We start from the raw sequence: 15,980 nt of genomic DNA on the forward strand, positions 1-15,980 counted from the left end.
TTCACTCTCTCCCGTAGGCCGCTTCACCTGTTCTGCCTAACTTCGTCAGTGCATGGTGCGCCGCGCGAACGCCGGAGCACCCACCCCGTCGCACGCCGTCGTAGAACGAAGAGACCTCGGCGGCTCCTGGAAGGAACACCCGAAAAGTGAAGCTTCAGCGCAAGAACCGGCTTCGTGCCACCGCGCTCGGTGCCCTCGCCGTCTCCGGCGCCCTGGTCCTCACGGCGTGCGGCTCGGACGACAACAGCGGCGCCGCGACCGGCGGCAACGGCGGCAAGACGAGCGCCGCGTCGAACATCAAGTGCGACGGCGCCAAGGGTCAGCTGCCCGCCTCCGGCTCCAGCGCGCAGAAGAACGCCATGGACCTCTGGGCCAAGAACTACATGGCCGGGTGCTCCGGCGTCGAGATCAACTACAAGTCGTCCTCCTCCGGCGAGGGCATCGTCGCCTTCAACCAGGGCACGGTCGGCTTCGCCGGTTCCGACTCGGCGCTGAAGCCCGAAGAGGTCGCCGAATCGAAGAAGATCTGCAAGGGCGGCCAGGGCATCAACCTCCCGATGGTCGGCGGCCCGATCGCCATCGGCTACCACCTGGAAGGCGTCGACAACCTCACGCTGGACGCCCCCACCCTCGCCAAGATCTTCGACGGCAAGATCAAGAAGTGGAACGACCCGGCGATCGCCAAGCTCAACAGCGGCGCGAAGCTCCCGGACAAGGCCATCCAGGCCTTCCACCGCTCCGAGGACTCCGGCACCACGCAGAACCTCGGCAAGTACCTCGGCGCGGCCGCCCCGAGCGACTGGAAGTACGAGGCCGAGAAGAAGTGGCCGGCCCCCGGTGGCCAGGCCGCGTCCGGCTCCTCCGGTGTCGCCTCCCAGGTGAAGCAGGTCGACGGCTCGATCGGCTACTTCGAGCTCAGCTACGCCACCTCGCAGTCGATCTCCACCGTCGACATCGCCACCGGTGGCTCCGCCCCGGTCAAGGCCACCCCGGAGAACGCCTCCAAGGCCATCGCCGCCGCCAAGATCAAGGGCACCGGCAAGGACCTGGCGCTGGACCTCGACTACACGACCAAGGCCGAGGGCGCCTACCCGATCGTCCTGGTGACGTACGAGGTCGTCTGCGACAAGGGCAACAAGGCCGAGACCCTGCCCACGGTCAAGTCCTTCCTGAACTACACCGCCGGTGACGACGGCCAGAAGCTCCTCACCGACGCCGGCTACGCGCCGATCCCGGCCGAGATCAACAGCAAGGTCCGCGAGACCATCGCCTCCCTCTCCTAACCGGGACGGGCAAGCAACACCTTCAGCAACACCAGCAACATCCGGCAGACCGGTCCGGTGCACCCCTCCGGACCGGTCCGCCACCACCCATCCGGTGCACCGCCGCCAGGGGAGCCCGACCGCTCCCCCACACAGACCGGAAAGACCATGGCCTCCACCACACCGATAGAAACGCCGCCGGCACCGCCGGTGGCGCGCAAGCGCGCCGGGACCAAGTCCGGACGCGTGGGCGACAAGATCTTCCTGGGCCTTTCCAGGGGCTCGGGCATTCTGCTGCTCGTGATCATGGCGTCAATCGCCGTGTTCCTCACCTACCGCGCCTCGCTCGCCGTGTCCGAGAACGAAGGCAACTTCTTCACCACCCTGGACTGGAACCCGGCCGGCGACCCGCCGGTCTTCGGCATCGCCGTCCTCCTCTTCGGCACGATCGTCAGCTCGGTCATCGCGATGGCCATCGCCGTCCCGGTCGCTGTCGGTATCGCCCTGTTCATCTCGCACTACGCGCCGCGCAAGCTGGCCGCGCCCCTCGCGTACGTCGTCGATCTGCTCGCCGCAGTGCCGAGCATCGTGTACGGCATCTGGGGCGCCCTCGTCCTGGTCCCGTATCTGGAGGGCCTGAACCTCTGGCTCGACCAGTTCTTCGGCTGGACGTACCTCTTCGAGAAGACCGAGGTCGGCGTCGCCCGCTCGCTCTTCACCGTCGGCATCCTGCTCGCGATCATGATCCTGCCGATCGTGACCAGCGTCAGCCGCGAAGTCTTCCTCCAGGTCCCGCGGATGAACGAGGAAGCCGCCCTCGCCCTGGGCGCCACCCGCTGGGAAGTCATCCGCCTCTCGGTGCTCCCCTTCGGCCGCTCCGGCGTGATCTCCGCCTCGATGCTGGGCCTCGGCCGTGCGCTCGGCGAGACGATGGCCGTCGCCACGGTCCTGTCGCCGAGCTTCATCATCTCCGGGCACCTGCTCAACCCGGGCGGCGGCACCTTCGCCCAGAACATCGCCGCGAAGTTCGACGAGGCCAACGAGTTCGGGCGCGACGCCCTGATCGCCTCGGGCCTCGTGCTCTTCGTCCTCACTCTGCTGGTCAACGGCGCGGCCCGGCTGATCATCGCCCGCCGCAAGGAATACTCGGGGGCCAACGCATGAGCCAGGCAGCCAACACCGGCATACAGGAGCGCCCCGCCCCGGTGGCGCCCGCCCGGCCGACCGGCCTGAGCAGCCGGACACTCCCCCGCTGGGCCCCCCTCGCCTTCGCGGTCGTCGCGATCGCGCTGGGCGTGGGCACCGCAATGGCGGCGGGCTGGCAGAGCCGTACCCAGTGGGGGCTGGTCTCCGCCCTCCTCTTCGTCGTCATCTCGTACATCACGACCTCGGTCGTCGAGAACCGGCGCCAGGCCAAGGACCGGCTCGCCACCAGCATCGTCTGGGTCTGCTTCCTGCTGGCCGTCGTGCCGCTCGCCTCGCTCCTGTGGACGACGGTCAGCCGCGGCGCGGAGCGCCTGGACGGCTACTTCCTGAGCCACTCGATGGCCGGTGTGCTCGGCTCCGAGCCGACCGGCGGTGTCTACCACGCCCTGATCGGAACGCTGGAGCAGGTGGGCATCGCCACCCTGATCTCCGCCCCGATCGGCATGCTGACCGCCGTCTACCTGGTGGAGTACGGCAAGGGCACCCTGGCCAAGGCCGTGACCTTCTTCGTCGATGTCATGACGGGCATCCCGTCCATCGTCGCGGGCCTCTTCATCCTGTCGCTCATGCTGATGACGAAGACCCAGCCGTCCGGTCTGATGGGTGCGCTGGCGCTCGCGATCCTGATGATGCCGGTCGTGGTCCGCTCCACCGAGGAGATGCTCAAGCTCGTCCCGAACGAGCTCCGCGAGGCATCGCTCGCCCTCGGCGTCCCGAAGTGGCGCACCATCCTGAAGGTGGTCCTCCCGACCGCGATCGGCGGCATCACCACCGGTGTGATGCTCGCGATCGCCCGCATCGCCGGCGAGACCGCGCCGATCATGCTGCTGGTCTTCGGCAGCCAGCTGATCAACACCAACCCGTTCCAGGGTGCACAGTCCTCGCTCCCCTTCTACATCTGGGAGCAGTACAAGGTCGGTACCGACCAGTCGTACGACCGTGCCTGGGCCGCCGCGCTGGTCCTGATCGCCTTCGTCATGATCCTCAATCTGGTGGCCCGCGGCATCGCCCGCTGGAAGGCCCCGAAGACCGGCCGCTGACGCGGCACGAAAGAAGCAGTGATTCAGATGGCCAAGCGCATCGACGTCAGCGGCCTGTCCGCCTACTACGGCTCCCACCTCGCCATCGAGGACATCTCGATGACCGTGGAGCCCCGCTCCGTGACCGCCTTCATCGGCCCGTCCGGCTGCGGCAAGTCCACCTTCCTGCGCACCCTGAACCGTATGCACGAGGTCACCCCCGGTGGCCGCGTCGAGGGCAAGGTGCTGCTGGACGACGAGAACCTGTACGGGGCGAACGTCGACCCGGTCACCGTGCGCCGCACGGTCGGCATGGTCTTCCAGCGCCCGAACCCGTTCCCGACCATGTCGATCTTCGACAACGTCGCGGCGGGCCTCAGGCTGAACGGCTCGTACAAGAAGAGCCAGCTTTCGGACATCGTCGAGAAGTCCCTGCGCGGCGCCAACCTCTGGAACGAGGTCAAGGACCGGCTGAACAAGCCGGGCTCCGGCCTCTCCGGCGGCCAGCAGCAGCGCCTGTGCATAGCCCGCGCGATCGCGGTCGAGCCGGACGTGCTGCTGATGGACGAGCCCTGCTCCGCCCTGGACCCGATCTCCACCCTCGCCATCGAGGACCTGATCGGTGAGCTGAAGGAGCGCTTCACGATCGTCATCGTGACGCACAACATGCAGCAGGCGGCCCGCGTCTCGGACCGCACGGCGTTCTTCAACCTCGCGGCGGTCGGCAAGCCCGGCAAGCTCATCGAGATCGACGACACGGAGCGCATCTTCTCCAACCCGTCCGTCCAGGCGACCGAGGACTACATCTCGGGCCGTTTCGGATAACCCCCAGGATGGCCTTGAGGTGCTGCATGGCGGTGCCACCGCAAGGCGAAGGGGCCGCCCCCACTCCCCGCAGAGGGAGTGGGGGCGGCCCCATTTCCGATACGCACCGCTTGCGTACGCACCGCTTGCGTACGCACCGTTTCCGTGCGCACCGCCGTCCGGTCACCCGAAGAGCAGCGCCACCAGTCCGTAACTCGCGGCGGCGACCAGCGCCGCGGCCGGCATCGTGATGAACCACCCCAGGATGATGTTCTTGGCAACGCCCCAGCGCACCGCGTTCACCCGCTTCGTGGCGCCCGCACCCATGATCGCCGAGGTGATCACATGCGTCGTGGAGATCGGCGCGTGAAACAGGAACGCCGAGCCGAACATGATCGATGCGCCCGTCGTCTCCGCGGCGAACCCCTGCGGCGGGTCCAGCTCGATGATCTTCCGGCCGAGCGTCCGCATGATGCGCCAGCCGCCCGCGTACGTACCCAGCGAGAGCATCAGCGCGCAGACGATCTTCACCCAGACCGGAATCGGGTCACTCGGGCTCTCGACATCGGCGATGACCAGGGCCATCACGACGACACCCATCGTCTTCTGCGCGTCCTGGAGACCGTGGCCGAGCGCCATGCCCGCGGCCGAGACCGTCTGGGCTATCCGGAAGCCGCGCTTGGCCTTGTGCGGATTGACCTTCCGGAACATCCACATGATCGCGACCATCACGAGGTAGCCGACGACGAGGCCGATGACCGGCGAGAGGAACATCGGGATGACGACCTTGTCGAGCACCCCGTCCCAGTGCACCAATGTCCCGCCGGCGAGCGCCGCGCCGACCATGCCGCCGAACAGCGCGTGCGAGGACGAGGAGGGCAGCCCGAAGTACCAGGTGACGAGGTTCCAGATGATCGCGCCGATGAGCGCGGCGAAGAGGATCCCCATCCCCTTGTCGCCCTCGGGGGTCGCGATCAGCCCCTCGCTCACGGTCTTGGCGACACCGCTGCCGAGGAACGCACCGGCCAGGTTCATCACCGCGGCCATCGCCAGCGCCGCGCGCGGGGTGAGCGCACGGGTGGAGACGGACGTGGCGATGGCATTCGCCGAGTCGTGGAAACCGTTCGTATACGTGAAGCCGAGCGCGACACCGATGGTCACGATCAGCGCAAAGGTGTCCACGTGGTTCAGGACTCCTTGACCGCGATGGTCTCCACCGTGTTGGCGACATGCTCGAACGCGTCGGCCGCCTCTTCCAGCACGTCCACGATCTGCTTGAGCTTCAGCACCTCCATGGCGTCGTACTTGCCGTTGAAGAGGTGGGCGAGCAGTTTGCGGTGGATCTGGTCGGCCTGGTTCTCCAGACGGTTGACCTCGATCCAGTACTCGGTGAGATTGTCCATCGTGCGCAGACCCGGCATCGCCTCGGCGGTCAGCTCGGCCGCCCGGGCCAGCACCTCGATCTGCTGAGCGACGCCCTTGGGGAGTTCCTCGACCTGATACAGCACGACCAGGTCGACGGCCTCCTCCATGAAGTCCATGATGTCGTCGAGCGACGAAGCGAGGTTGTAAATGTCCTCGCGGTCGAAAGGCGTAATGAAAGAGGAGTTCAGCTGGTGGAAGATCGCGTGGGTGGCATCATCCCCCGCGTGCTCCGCTGCCCGCATGCGCTCCGCGATCTCGACTCGGGAGGCAGAATCCGCCCCGAGCAGTTCCATCAGGAGTTTCGAGCCCGTGACGATGTTGTCCGCGGAAGCGGAGAACATGTCATAGAAGCTCGTCTCCCTGGGGGTCAGACGAAAGCGCACGTGGGGTCCTCGGGTGCTTTGGATTCGGTCAGGCTGATGCTAGGTGCATCATCCGGCCACGGCTAACCGGCGTTCTTCAGTGTCGCGCATCGGACACGGTGATCAGCACGGGCCCCCGGTCACGTTTCGGAAGAATTCGTTAGGATATACCCACCAGGGGTATATAAACGCCAGGGTAATGGGAAAGCGGGAGGCAGTAATGACCACCACCGAGGCCGCCGGGACGACCGCCGCCACCCCGGCGACGGAACCGGCCGTCACCGACCACGACCGGGGTGTACACGGCTATCACCACCAGAAGGCCGAGCATCTGAAGCGGCTGCGCCGGATCGAGGGCCAGATCCGGGGCCTGCAGCGCATGGTCGACGAGGACGTCTACTGCATCGACATACTCACCCAGGTCTCGGCGTCCACGAAGGCGCTCCAGTCCTTCGCCCTCCAGCTCCTGGAGGAGCACCTGCGGCACTGCGTCGCCGACGCGGCGGTCAAGGGCGGCGAGGAGATCGACGCCAAGGTCGAAGAGGCCACGAAGGCCATCGCCCGCCTGCTCCGCACCTGATGCGGAACCCCGTCCTCACCCCCGGTGGTCGGCCTGCCGGGGGACGGTGGTCCGTTCCGCGATCACCCGGACGTTCAGCACCTCGTCGATACGGTCCGCACTGAGCCGTTCCCCGATCGCGGCCGAAGCGGCGATCATCAGCTCGCCGCAGAGCTCGATCTCGGCGAGGGCCACATGGTCGGATACGGTCCGCGTGCCGAGCATCACCATGTCACTCACCTCTCACTGCCGTCGCCGACTTCCTAGCGTAGGGAGCGGACCACACGCCGCGCATGGCACGGACGGACCATTTCGCGCCCGTCGCCCTGCCTACGCCCGCCTTGTCCGCCCACCGCCCGGCCGTCCCCGCCGATCGCCGCTGCTCAAGACCGCTGCCGACGCGGTCCGCCCATCGCCATCCACCGCCCGCCGTCCGGCTATCTCTGCTGGATCTTCCCCGTGTAGATGTCGCGGTCGTCCGGCAGCCGTACGGAGACCAGCGCGCCGAATCCGCGGAGCAGCGTCGTCGACACCACCTCCAGCGCCCGCCCCTTGTCGGCGAAACTGAAGCGGTGGCGCACCTTGCGCAGCCGCCCCTGTTCGTCGAGATACGCATCGAACGGCACCGTGCGCGTACGGAGCCCTGCCGCCGCGGCGGTCAGTGCCCCACGCGATGCGGGCGGCGCCTCGCGCGCCGCCCGCGCGATGTCCAGAACACCCCGGTAGTGCCGCACGGCCACCCCGGCGAGCTCGGTCCGCCCCAGGTACGTCACCTGCCGCGCCCCGCACAGCAATTCGGCGGCGGCCATCGGATCGGTCACGCCGCCGGTGACCAGGTTGCCGTCCGCCAGGGTCGTCGTATCGACCCTGACCCACTTGCCCTCGGGCACTCCGGCACCGCGGTTCATCATGTAGAGCGCGCCGGGGGCGAGCAGCTCGGTGATGGGGCGGTGCTCGTCCTCTCCGGCGGCGTCCGCGGGCAGCACGACCGTGAGCCGGCCCGTCCGGTGCCGGAAGTCGTACGTCCCCCGGCCCCTGATCGTCACCCGCGTCCCGCCCGCTGCGGTCTCCATCGACGTACGCACCTCGGCGCCTGCGGTGACGGTCCGGTCTCCGGCCCCGGCCACCGTCGCCGTGCCCGTCCCGCTTGCCGTCCTCGCACCCGTACCCGCGAGCACCGCGGCCGCGCGGTGGACCGCGTCGAGGGAGTCGGCACCGCCCCGTTCATCGGCCATGGCACGGCCACCGCCGCCACCGCCGCCCGAGCATCCCGCGGTCGCCGCCATCATGCCCGCCACGGCAAGGGCGCAGACAGCGCGCGCCCCGCCTCCGGATCTGTGCTGCTGCACCACCATCGCCTGCCAACCCCCAACGACGTACCGCTTGCCCGAGCCCCACCCGTTCCGCATAACGACGGCCCGTGTCCCCCGTCACGCCACTCCCTTGCGCCACACCGCCGGGTGGCCCTGCCCAGTACCGTGGACGGGTGTACGCCCAACACACCGAAGAGGTACCGCAGACACCCCCCACCCCCGCGTCCGCCGGTCACGACCCCACGACCACGGAACGCGGCTCGTTCTGCACCGCCCGCTGCAGTTGTGGCTGGTCCGGCCCGGCCCGCCGCTCCCGGGACCGGGCCCGCACGGACGCCGCGGAACACCGCGCCGTGCCCTGACCCTTCGCCCTGTGCTCCCCCTCCCCCTCTCCCTCTCCCTCCCCCTCTTCCCCTCTTCCTCTTCCTCTTCCTCTTTCTCCCTTACGCCGGCCCCCTCTTTCTGCCGGCGCCCCCACCGAACGGCCCATGCACGCCCGACCCGGAGGTCCGATGAACCCGCTGCCCCTGCCCGCCCGGCGCACCCTGCTCCTCGCGGGGGCCGCAACAGCGCTCACCGGCGCGACGGCGACCGCCTGCAGCGGCGCATCCGGCTCCGGCTCCGGCTCCGACGGAAACGCACCGGGCACAACGGGCGCCTCTCCCGCCTCACCGGCGTCATCGACCCGGTCCAAGTCGGCCCCGTCCGGCCCGGCGGACTGGTCCGCCCTGGCCAGGAGCCTCGACGGCACCCTCGTACGCCCCCAGGACGCGGCTTATCCGACCGCTCGTCAGCTCTACAACACCCGTTTCGACGGCCAGAAGCCCGCCGCCGTCGCCTACGTCAGGCACGAGGCGGACATCCGCGAGTGCCTGGCCTTCGCCCGGCGCACCGCCACCCCCGTGTCCATCCGCAGCGGCGGCCACTCCTACGCCGGCTGGTCCAGCGGCAACGGGCGCCTCGTCCTTGACGTCTCATCACTCTCCCGTGTCGAGAAGAACGGCAGGATCGGCGCGGGTGCCAAGCTCATCGACGTCTACCAGGGCCTGGCCCGCAACGGCCTGACGATCCCCGGCGGCTCCTGCCCCACGGTCGGCATCTCCGGCCTCACCCTCGGCGGAGGTCACGGCGTCGCATCCCGCGCATACGGCCTGACCTGCGACAGTCTCACCGCGGCCACCGTCGTCACGGCCGACGGCAAGACCCTCACCGTGGACGCCACGCACCACCCGGACCTCTTCTGGGCGCTGCGCGGCGCCGGCAACGGCAACTTCGGCGTGGTCACCGCGCTGACGTTCCGCACCCGGCCCGCCCCGCAGACCGTCACCGCGTACATGTCATGGCCCTGGTCGCGCGCCCGTTCCGTCGTCACGGCCTGGCAGGAATGGGGGCCGTCCCAGCCGGACGAGATCTGGTCCTCCGCACATCTCAACGCGGGCCCCGGCGGCGTCAACCCGACCGTCTCGGTGGCCGCGTTCAGCCTGGGGACGTACGGCGACCTGCAGAACGCCGTCGACCGCCTCGCCGACCGGATCGGCGCCCCGGCCTCCTCCGTGTCGCTGCGCCGCCGCAGCTACCAGGAGTCGATGCTCGTGTACGCGGGCTGCTCGGGCATCACCGACGCCCAGTGCCATCTGCCGGGCACGACGCCCGGCCGCACCCCGCAGGGCACACTCCAGCGCGAGACATACGCCGCCGCTTCCGACTTCTACGACCGCTCCCTGCCCGCGGCGGGTGTGAGCGCGCTGCTCGACCGGGCCGCGGCGTTCACCCGGATTCCCGTGACGGGGGGCGGGGGCAGCGGATCCATCGCGCTCACTGCGCTCGGCGGGGCGATCAACCGGGTCTCTCCGGAGGCAACGGCCTTCGTCCACCGCCGCTCGCGCGTACTCGCCCAGTACATCGGTTCCTGGCGCCCCGGCACGGCGGGCAGCGCCCAACAGAACTGGCTGAAAAACACCCATGCGGCGATGCGCCGGTATGCGTCCGGAGCTGCGTACCAGAACTACACGGACCCGACGCTGACCGACTGGCGCCGGGCCTACTACGGCTCGGCGGCCGACCGGCTCACCCGCCTGAAGAAGCAGCACGACCCCGAGCGCCTCTTCACCTTCCCGCACGCTCTCTGACGCAGAGCCACGATCGTGACGCACCGTCACGATCGCCCTGCCGTGCCGTGCCGTGCCGTGCCGTGCCCTGCCCTGCCCTGCCCTGCCCTGCCCTGCCCTGCCCTGCCGCCAGATCGTCGCTGGTCCGGCGGCGCCCGCGCCCCTGAACGCTTCTTACGCGGCCAAGCCCTTCTCGCCGCCTCCGCCGCCTGTACCCGGCCGCGGCTCCGGAATCCCGATCGTTCCGGCCCGTCCGCCGGGCGCCACCGACGGCACCGGACGGCGCGACCGCACGAGCCGGCCGAGCCGGTCCGAGCGGGAGACGGCCGCCGTCAACGGAGTCAGCAGCATCATCGCCAGCGGTGCGAGCAGCAGGGCGACCGCCGTGCCGAGCGCGAATCCACCGACGACATCGGTCGGATAGTGGACACCCATGTAGATCCGGCAGAACCCTTCCAGCAGAGCGAGAGCGATCGCGGCGATGCCGAACTTCCGGTTGGCCAGGAAGAGCCCGACGGCCAGAGCCATCGCCATGGTGGCGTGGTCGCTCACGAAGGAGAAGTCGTTCTTCCCGTCCACCAGGACGTCCAGCCCCTGGTGGTCCTTGAACGGGCGCGGTCGCTGCACGAAGCCGCGGATCGGGATGTTGATGAGCAGCGCTATCCCGGCGGCGAGCGGTGCCCAGACGATCCCTGCGACCGCCGTCACCGAATCCTCGGCCGTGCCGCGCCGGCGCACGCTCCACCAGCACCACAGGACCACCAGGACCATGCCGAGCATGATCCCGTACTCGCCGACGAACTCCATGACCCGGTCGAACCAGGTGGGAGCGGACTTCGCGAGTCCGTTGATGTCGTAGAGCAGGCTGACGTCGGGGTTCGACCCATCCAGTGCGAGTCCAGCCATCTGCTGCGGCCCCTTGCCTTGTCTGCTGCCGCGGGGCACGCCCATGTGCACCGCTTTGACGAACCCCCGTGTCGGTTCGATCACTGCGTGGATCGGTAGATCGGTCATGCGTGGATCGGCACCGCGTGGATCGGTACGGCGGTGGCGGCTCCGCCCATGAAGACTTCCCCGGCCGACGACGCCTGGTCGGTGCACCGCTGGCCCGGTTCATCCCGTCCACCCAGGGAACGACGTGCTCCGTGCACGCGTTCCACTCTCCACCGAATGATCACCATGACGTTATCGAAGAGTGACTCATCGTCGCAGCTCAGGGCCCAGGCTTCACGGAGAGTTCCGGCCACCGCCGTTCCCGCATCATGCCGCCGGGAGGTCGGTCGGAAGGGCCGCGGCCCCGTCCTTGGTCACGCGCGTCGCACCGAAGTAGTCGGGCGTGTCGATCTTGTCGAACCGGATCACGGCCCCGGTGTACGGCGCGTTGATCATGTACCCGCCCCCGACGTACAGCCCCACGTGATGGATGGCCCGCGAGTTGTTCAGATCGTCCGAGAAGAACACCAGGTCGCCGGGGAGCAGCTCGTCGCGCGAGGGGTGCGGGCCGGCGTTGTACTGGTCATTCGCCACCCGGGGCAGCTCGATGTCCACGGTGCGGTACGCGGCCTGGGTCAGCCCCGAGCAGTCGAACCGCCCATTCTGCTCGGGCGTGCCGTTGCCGCCCCAGAGGTACGGCGTACCGAGCTTCTTCTGCGCGAAGTAGATGGCCCCGGCCGCCTGCTCCGAGGGCTGTACGCGGCCGACGGGCCGGGCGAAGCTCTTCTCCAGGGACCGGATGATGGTGACGTAGTTCTTCGTCTCCGTGATGTTCGGCACCCCGCCCGACTGGATCACCCGGTACGCGCCGGCGTTGTACGCGGCCAGCATGTTGTCCGTCTGATCCCCCGGCACCTTCTTCACATACCCGGCCAGTTCGCAGTCGTACGAGGCGGCGGACGGAATCGCGTCGGCCGGATCCCAGACATCCCGGTCCCCGTCCTGGTCACCGTCGATCCCGTGCGTGGCCCAGGTGCCCGGGATGAACTGGGCGATGCCCTGAGCCGCGGCGGGACTCTGGGCCCGGGGGTTCCACCCGCTCTCCTGATACAGCTGGGCGGCCAGGAGCGCCGGGTTGATGGCGGGGCAGAGGTTGCCCCACTTCTGCACCAGCGGCTGGTACTTCGCGGGCACGGCCCCCTTCGCCAGCCCGACGGCCCCGCTCCTGCCCGAACTGCCGAGTCCGGCAGCGGCGGAGTACGTTCCGACGACGAGCAGCGCCACGAAACACATGGCCGTGCCGACGCCGATGCCACCGATCACCCAGAATTTACGCACCCCTCAACCATCCCCCATCGGGGTCGTGTTCATGAGCGGTTTCGCGGGTGTGTACGAACCAGCCGGATCATCAGGGGCGCGAACCGGTCACTCCCGCGCACCGGCCGACCACTCCGGTGCGCCGATCGACCGCTCCTGTGCACCGACCGGTCGTTCCTGTGTACTGACCGGTCGCCCCTGCATGCCGTCGGTTGCTCCCGCACGCCGACCGGTCGCTCCCGCGCACCGGTCGGCTGTTCCCGCCTACTGAGCGGCCATCAAGATGCCCCGGCGGACCAGTAGTCCGAGTGCACGTTCGGGCGAGGGAGGGGGTAGACCCCCTCGTACGCCGGTCCGTTCGGCTTGGAGGCGGAGTCGGCGACCTTCGACTCCTTCACGCAAGGGCTGTCCGCCTCGAAGAAGGCCTGGCCCTTGCCGCGGAAGCTCACACTGATGCCGAAGCCCGCCTTCGTCTGCGCATAGACCGCCGGGAACATCTCGTCGTTGTTCTTGGCCTTGATGCGGTAATCGCTCTTGCGCCAGAACTTCTCGACCTGGTCCAGGAAGTTCTGCCGGCGCTCCGCCGACACGATGGTCATCACGGTGCGCCTGCGCGTCACATCGCAGCTGCCCGTCGTCGTCGGCCCGTGCGCCCACTGCACCTCGGGATTGATCTCCTTCAGTACGGCGTCGAGCATGCTGTCGGACCGTTCGGCGGCCTCCTGCATGTTCATACCGCTCTCCTTGTTCGTGGCGCTCTTGGTGCTCCCGGTGGAAGCCTTCGTGCTGCCGCCGCCCGATTGGCCGTCGTCGCTGCCGCAGCTGGACAGCGCGAAGCCGGCAGCCAGGGTCACCGCAACGATCTGGAACCTTCGCTTCATCGCTGTTCCTCCATCTTGAGCCTGTCGGAGTGTCCCGACACGATCAGAGCGATGCTGTCCGCCGACATAGCGTCTCGTACCGGATCGAAGTAGTTCGAGTGTGCGTCGAAGCTCACCCCGTCGGTGCTGATAAAGGGCTGGCCCGGGGCCACCGGGAATCGCCTGGCTCCGAAGGCCTTGCTCGCCGGGTCCTTGCCGAACCAGAGATCGTCGTCGCCCGGGTCGGCCAGGTCTCCGGCGAGGTACGCCCCGGCGGGGCCTCCCAGGATCATCCCCACCGTACCCACCGCGACCTGTGTCTTGGACGGGAGCTTGGTCACCGGGTCGTTGGCCGCGGCACCGACGAAGACGTGCCCGCTGCCGACGCCGAGGTCCACGGCGCGGTCCACGCCCACCCCCGGGCTGCCGACCAGGATGATGTCGTCCACCCCCGGTATACCGCCGTCGCGCTGCGTCGCGGCGCCCACGGTGCGTGAACCGTAGGAGTGTCCGATGGCCGTGATGTGCGGGTCCCTGTTCTGGTTGGTGGCCGCGATGCCGCCCATGAATTCGTTGTAGGACACGCCGCCCTTCTCGGCCCGGCCGGTGCCCGCGACCGCCAGGCTGTGCAGCCCGTCCGGCGTCTGCGGTGCGTCGTATCCGAGCCAGATGATCGCCGAGGTGGACGGGTCGTATCCCTGGGCGCCGATCGCCGTGTCACGGGCCCGCTTGAGGCCGCTCTTCGCGAATTCCTCGTCGAGGGACGTGTTCAGCCCCGGTACGTAGGCCGACACGTTCTTCGAGGTATCGGGGTTCCCGTAGGAGACGATGGCCCGCCCGTTCCCCTCGTCGCTGATGCCGATCAGATACATCGGCGGCTGGCTCCCCTCCTTCAGCTGCCGGTCGATCTCCTTCAGTCCCGCCAGCTGGTCCTTCGACTTGGAGTCGGTCTTCCCTTCCAGCTTCGAGATCAGGTCGGGGAGGTTCTTCCGGTTGGCGGCGTCCCTGTCGGCCACCGGGATGCCGTCCAGATAGCCGATCTTGTCCGGGGAGAGATCGAGGTACTGATCGCGCTGCTGCTGCGTCAGCCCATTCCACCAGTCCTTGCGTTGGGCCGGGGTGGCGTTCTGCGGGATGCGGGAGTTGAGGTAGTCGCGCTCCTTGTCCCGTACCGCCGCCTCGACGCGCGAACCGGAGCCGGGCAGCCCGGCTCCGCCCCCGCCGGACGCCTGGGTCATGTCCCAAATGGCGCCCGCGTGGTCGCCCTTGCTCCACTTGTCACTGGCGCCCCGTGCGGCCTGGGCGTACTGGTCGACGATGTCCTTGGCGCTGCCGCCCGGGTGGATGACCGTGTCGATGGCGCCGCTGACGTCGCCCCACAGTCCGTCCTTGCCGATGACGCCCGTGACGAAGTTGCCGTCGGAGGAGTCGGGGGAACTCGGCTTCTGCTCTTGTCTACCCGCGTCAACCTGCGTAGAAGAATCACCGCCGGTCGAGCCGCCGGCGCCACCGGAGGAGTCACCACCACCGGAGGAGCCCGTACCACCGGAGCCATCCGAGCCACCCGAACCACCGGACGACGTGGAACCACCGGAGCCCGAGGCGGAACCACCGGATCCGGCGGATCCGCCGGACGTGGCGGAGCCTCCCGAAGCCGTCGAGCCGCCCGAGCCCGTACCGCCGCCGGACGTGTCCGACCCGCCGGTGCCCGTGCCGCCGGTCACGGTGGAGCCCTCGGTGCCCGCCCCGCCGGTGGATCCGGATCCTCCGCCGTTGTCCGTGCCGTTGCCGGCGACCACGTCGACGTCGGGTGCCGGGCAGGCGCTTCCGGTCAGTTGGCAGATGGCGTTCCGGATCTCCCCGGTCAGCTGCCCGCCGATCCCCGTCGCCACGAGCCCGCCGATGAGGGCCACGACCACGAGGATCATGCCCAGGTACTCCATCGCGGTCTGACCGGCGTCCCGACGCCACTTGATCATCCGCGCGATGCTGAACGGCCGGTGCTCGGCGCGCTGTTCGGGGCTGAGCCCGAACCATTCGCGGGAGCTGGGCCGGAACAGCAGGACGATGACGGCGACCGGCAGCACCAGTTGCGCCACACCCTGCCCGCCGGTGCCCTCGCCCAGCGTCGCCAGGGCGCCGAGGGTGAGCCAGGCGTGCACGGCGAGGAGCCCGCGCCGGATCCGTACGCCACCGGTCCGCAGGTACAGCGACAGCACAAATCCGGCGATGCCGGGCAGCGCCGCGTACAGCAGCATGCCCAGCAGCCGACCGTCCACCGCGTCGACGGACGAGGCCACGACGAGCGCGTCGAGCACACCTACGACGGTGACGGCGAAGAGCAGCCGGACGAGAACCAGCACCGCCTGCAGAGGACGCGACAACGACTGCCTGCCCGAACGGGCCTCGGCAGCACTCATGTCGGCGCCACCCGGAATCGCTAATTCTCGTATGCCAGACACGACGGGTCTCCCAGCTTGGTGAGTGGGCGCAGTGACAGTTCAACCGGTCTCTGTATGCGACCACACCCACACCGGGCCCGGCATGGGCCCCAGGGCCCAATGCCAGACTCAAAGTCCCTGGTGACCAGCCCGTCCCTTACCCCCACCGACTGGCTTGATATGGGTCATTGGGGGCGGCGACGGAGCGTCAGAGCCTGTCGGGTGACCTTCGATCGGGTAGCGGACGCGGTCTGGTGCGTGCGATTCCAAGGCGCCGGGATGTCCTTGGATGGGGTCTCCCCTGCTCGAACGAAGCTGAGAGCTTGGGGAAGGAGCTACTTGGGCATTTCGGCAACGCGGGAAGCGTGCGT

General features: G+C 68.8%; 15 protein-coding genes. 7 read left to right on the plus strand and 8 right to left on the minus strand.

Annotation, left to right across the window (positions count from 1 at the left end):
* Positions 1-146: 146 nt before the first annotated feature.
* The 4 genes from pstS (at position 147) to pstB (ending at position 4,312) form a co-directional block, all read left to right on the plus strand.
* Positions 147-1,283 carry a phosphate ABC transporter substrate-binding protein PstS gene (gene pstS / locus ACF08M_RS34915; protein ID WP_392189294.1) on the plus strand — a complete coding sequence of 379 codons (1,137 nt, stop codon included), beginning with the start codon at positions 147-149 and terminating at the stop codon, positions 1,281-1,283.
* Between the two features lie 147 nt (positions 1,284-1,430).
* Entirely contained in the window at positions 1,431-2,426 is a 996-nt protein-coding gene (gene pstC, locus ACF08M_RS34920; RefSeq protein ID WP_392189295.1) for a phosphate ABC transporter permease subunit PstC, read from the plus strand.
* On the plus strand, positions 2,423-3,508 hold the full coding sequence (pstA, locus tag ACF08M_RS34925; RefSeq protein ID WP_392189296.1) for a phosphate ABC transporter permease PstA: 1,086 nt from the start codon (positions 2,423-2,425) through the stop codon (positions 3,506-3,508). Before pstC ends, pstA begins: the two co-directional genes overlap by 4 nt.
* Before the next feature lie 27 nt (positions 3,509-3,535).
* A complete protein-coding gene (pstB, locus tag ACF08M_RS34930; RefSeq protein ID WP_392189297.1) occupies positions 3,536-4,312 on the plus strand; it encodes a phosphate ABC transporter ATP-binding protein PstB in 777 nt (258 codons plus the stop codon).
* Positions 4,313-4,474: 162 nt separating this feature from the next.
* Here the strand turns inward: pstB and ACF08M_RS34935 are convergent, their stop codons facing one another.
* Both ACF08M_RS34935 and ACF08M_RS34940 read right to left on the minus strand, forming a co-directional pair.
* Positions 4,475-5,473, minus strand: a complete 999-nt coding sequence (locus ACF08M_RS34935; RefSeq protein WP_392189298.1) for an anion permease — start codon at positions 5,471-5,473, stop codon at positions 4,475-4,477.
* Between the two features lie 5 nt (positions 5,474-5,478).
* Complete coding sequence (locus ACF08M_RS34940) at positions 5,479-6,099, minus strand: DUF47 domain-containing protein (RefSeq protein WP_114245730.1); 621 nt, start codon at positions 6,097-6,099, stop codon at positions 5,479-5,481.
* Between the two features lie 199 nt (positions 6,100-6,298).
* Here ACF08M_RS34940 and ACF08M_RS34945 point away from each other — a divergent pair, with 199 nt between their 5' ends.
* A complete protein-coding gene (locus ACF08M_RS34945; RefSeq protein ID WP_392189299.1) occupies positions 6,299-6,658 on the plus strand; it encodes a metal-sensitive transcriptional regulator in 360 nt (119 codons plus the stop codon).
* Positions 6,659-6,673: 15 nt separating this feature from the next.
* On the opposite strand, the gene ACF08M_RS34950 is transcribed toward ACF08M_RS34945, so the two are convergent.
* Positions 6,674-6,868, minus strand: a complete 195-nt coding sequence (locus ACF08M_RS34950; protein WP_392189300.1) for a hypothetical protein — start codon at positions 6,866-6,868, stop codon at positions 6,674-6,676.
* Between the two features lie 206 nt (positions 6,869-7,074).
* Entirely contained in the window at positions 7,075-7,992 is a 918-nt protein-coding gene (locus ACF08M_RS34955) for a hypothetical protein (protein WP_392189301.1), read from the minus strand.
* A 131-nt stretch (positions 7,993-8,123) separates the two neighbouring features.
* On the opposite strand from ACF08M_RS34955, the gene ACF08M_RS34960 reads away from it, so the two are divergent.
* Positions 8,124-8,312: a hypothetical protein gene (locus tag ACF08M_RS34960; protein ID WP_392189302.1), complete on the plus strand. Its 189-nt coding sequence runs from the start codon at positions 8,124-8,126 to the stop codon at positions 8,310-8,312.
* Between the two features lie 150 nt (positions 8,313-8,462).
* The gene (locus ACF08M_RS34965; protein WP_392189303.1) at positions 8,463-10,079 is read left to right on the plus strand and encodes an FAD-binding oxidoreductase; all 1,617 of its coding nucleotides are present in this window, start codon (positions 8,463-8,465) and stop codon (positions 10,077-10,079) included.
* 153 nt (positions 10,080-10,232) lie between these two features.
* Here the strand turns inward: ACF08M_RS34965 and ACF08M_RS34970 are convergent, their stop codons facing one another.
* The 4 genes from ACF08M_RS34970 to ACF08M_RS34985 form a co-directional block, all read right to left on the minus strand.
* Positions 10,233-10,964, minus strand: a complete 732-nt coding sequence (locus ACF08M_RS34970) for a phosphatase PAP2 family protein (protein WP_392189304.1) — start codon at positions 10,962-10,964, stop codon at positions 10,233-10,235.
* A 354-nt stretch (positions 10,965-11,318) separates the two neighbouring features.
* Positions 11,319-12,284 (minus strand): NlpC/P60 family protein, encoded by a 966-nt coding sequence (locus ACF08M_RS34975; protein WP_392189326.1) that lies wholly within the window; start codon positions 12,282-12,284, stop codon positions 11,319-11,321.
* Between the two features lie 302 nt (positions 12,285-12,586).
* On the minus strand, positions 12,587-13,189 hold the full coding sequence (locus tag ACF08M_RS34980) for a hypothetical protein (protein ID WP_392189305.1): 603 nt from the start codon (positions 13,187-13,189) through the stop codon (positions 12,587-12,589).
* The gene (locus tag ACF08M_RS34985; RefSeq protein WP_392189306.1) at positions 13,186-15,588 is read right to left on the minus strand and encodes an alpha/beta hydrolase; all 2,403 of its coding nucleotides are present in this window, start codon (positions 15,586-15,588) and stop codon (positions 13,186-13,188) included. The genes ACF08M_RS34980 and ACF08M_RS34985 overlap by 4 nt, the downstream gene beginning before the upstream one ends.
* Between the last annotated feature and the right edge of the window lie 392 nt (positions 15,589-15,980).

Origin of the sequence: Streptomyces sp. NPDC015032, assembly GCF_043080425.1 — a bacterium.
Taxonomy (GTDB): Bacteria; Actinomycetota; Actinomycetes; order Streptomycetales; family Streptomycetaceae; genus Streptomyces.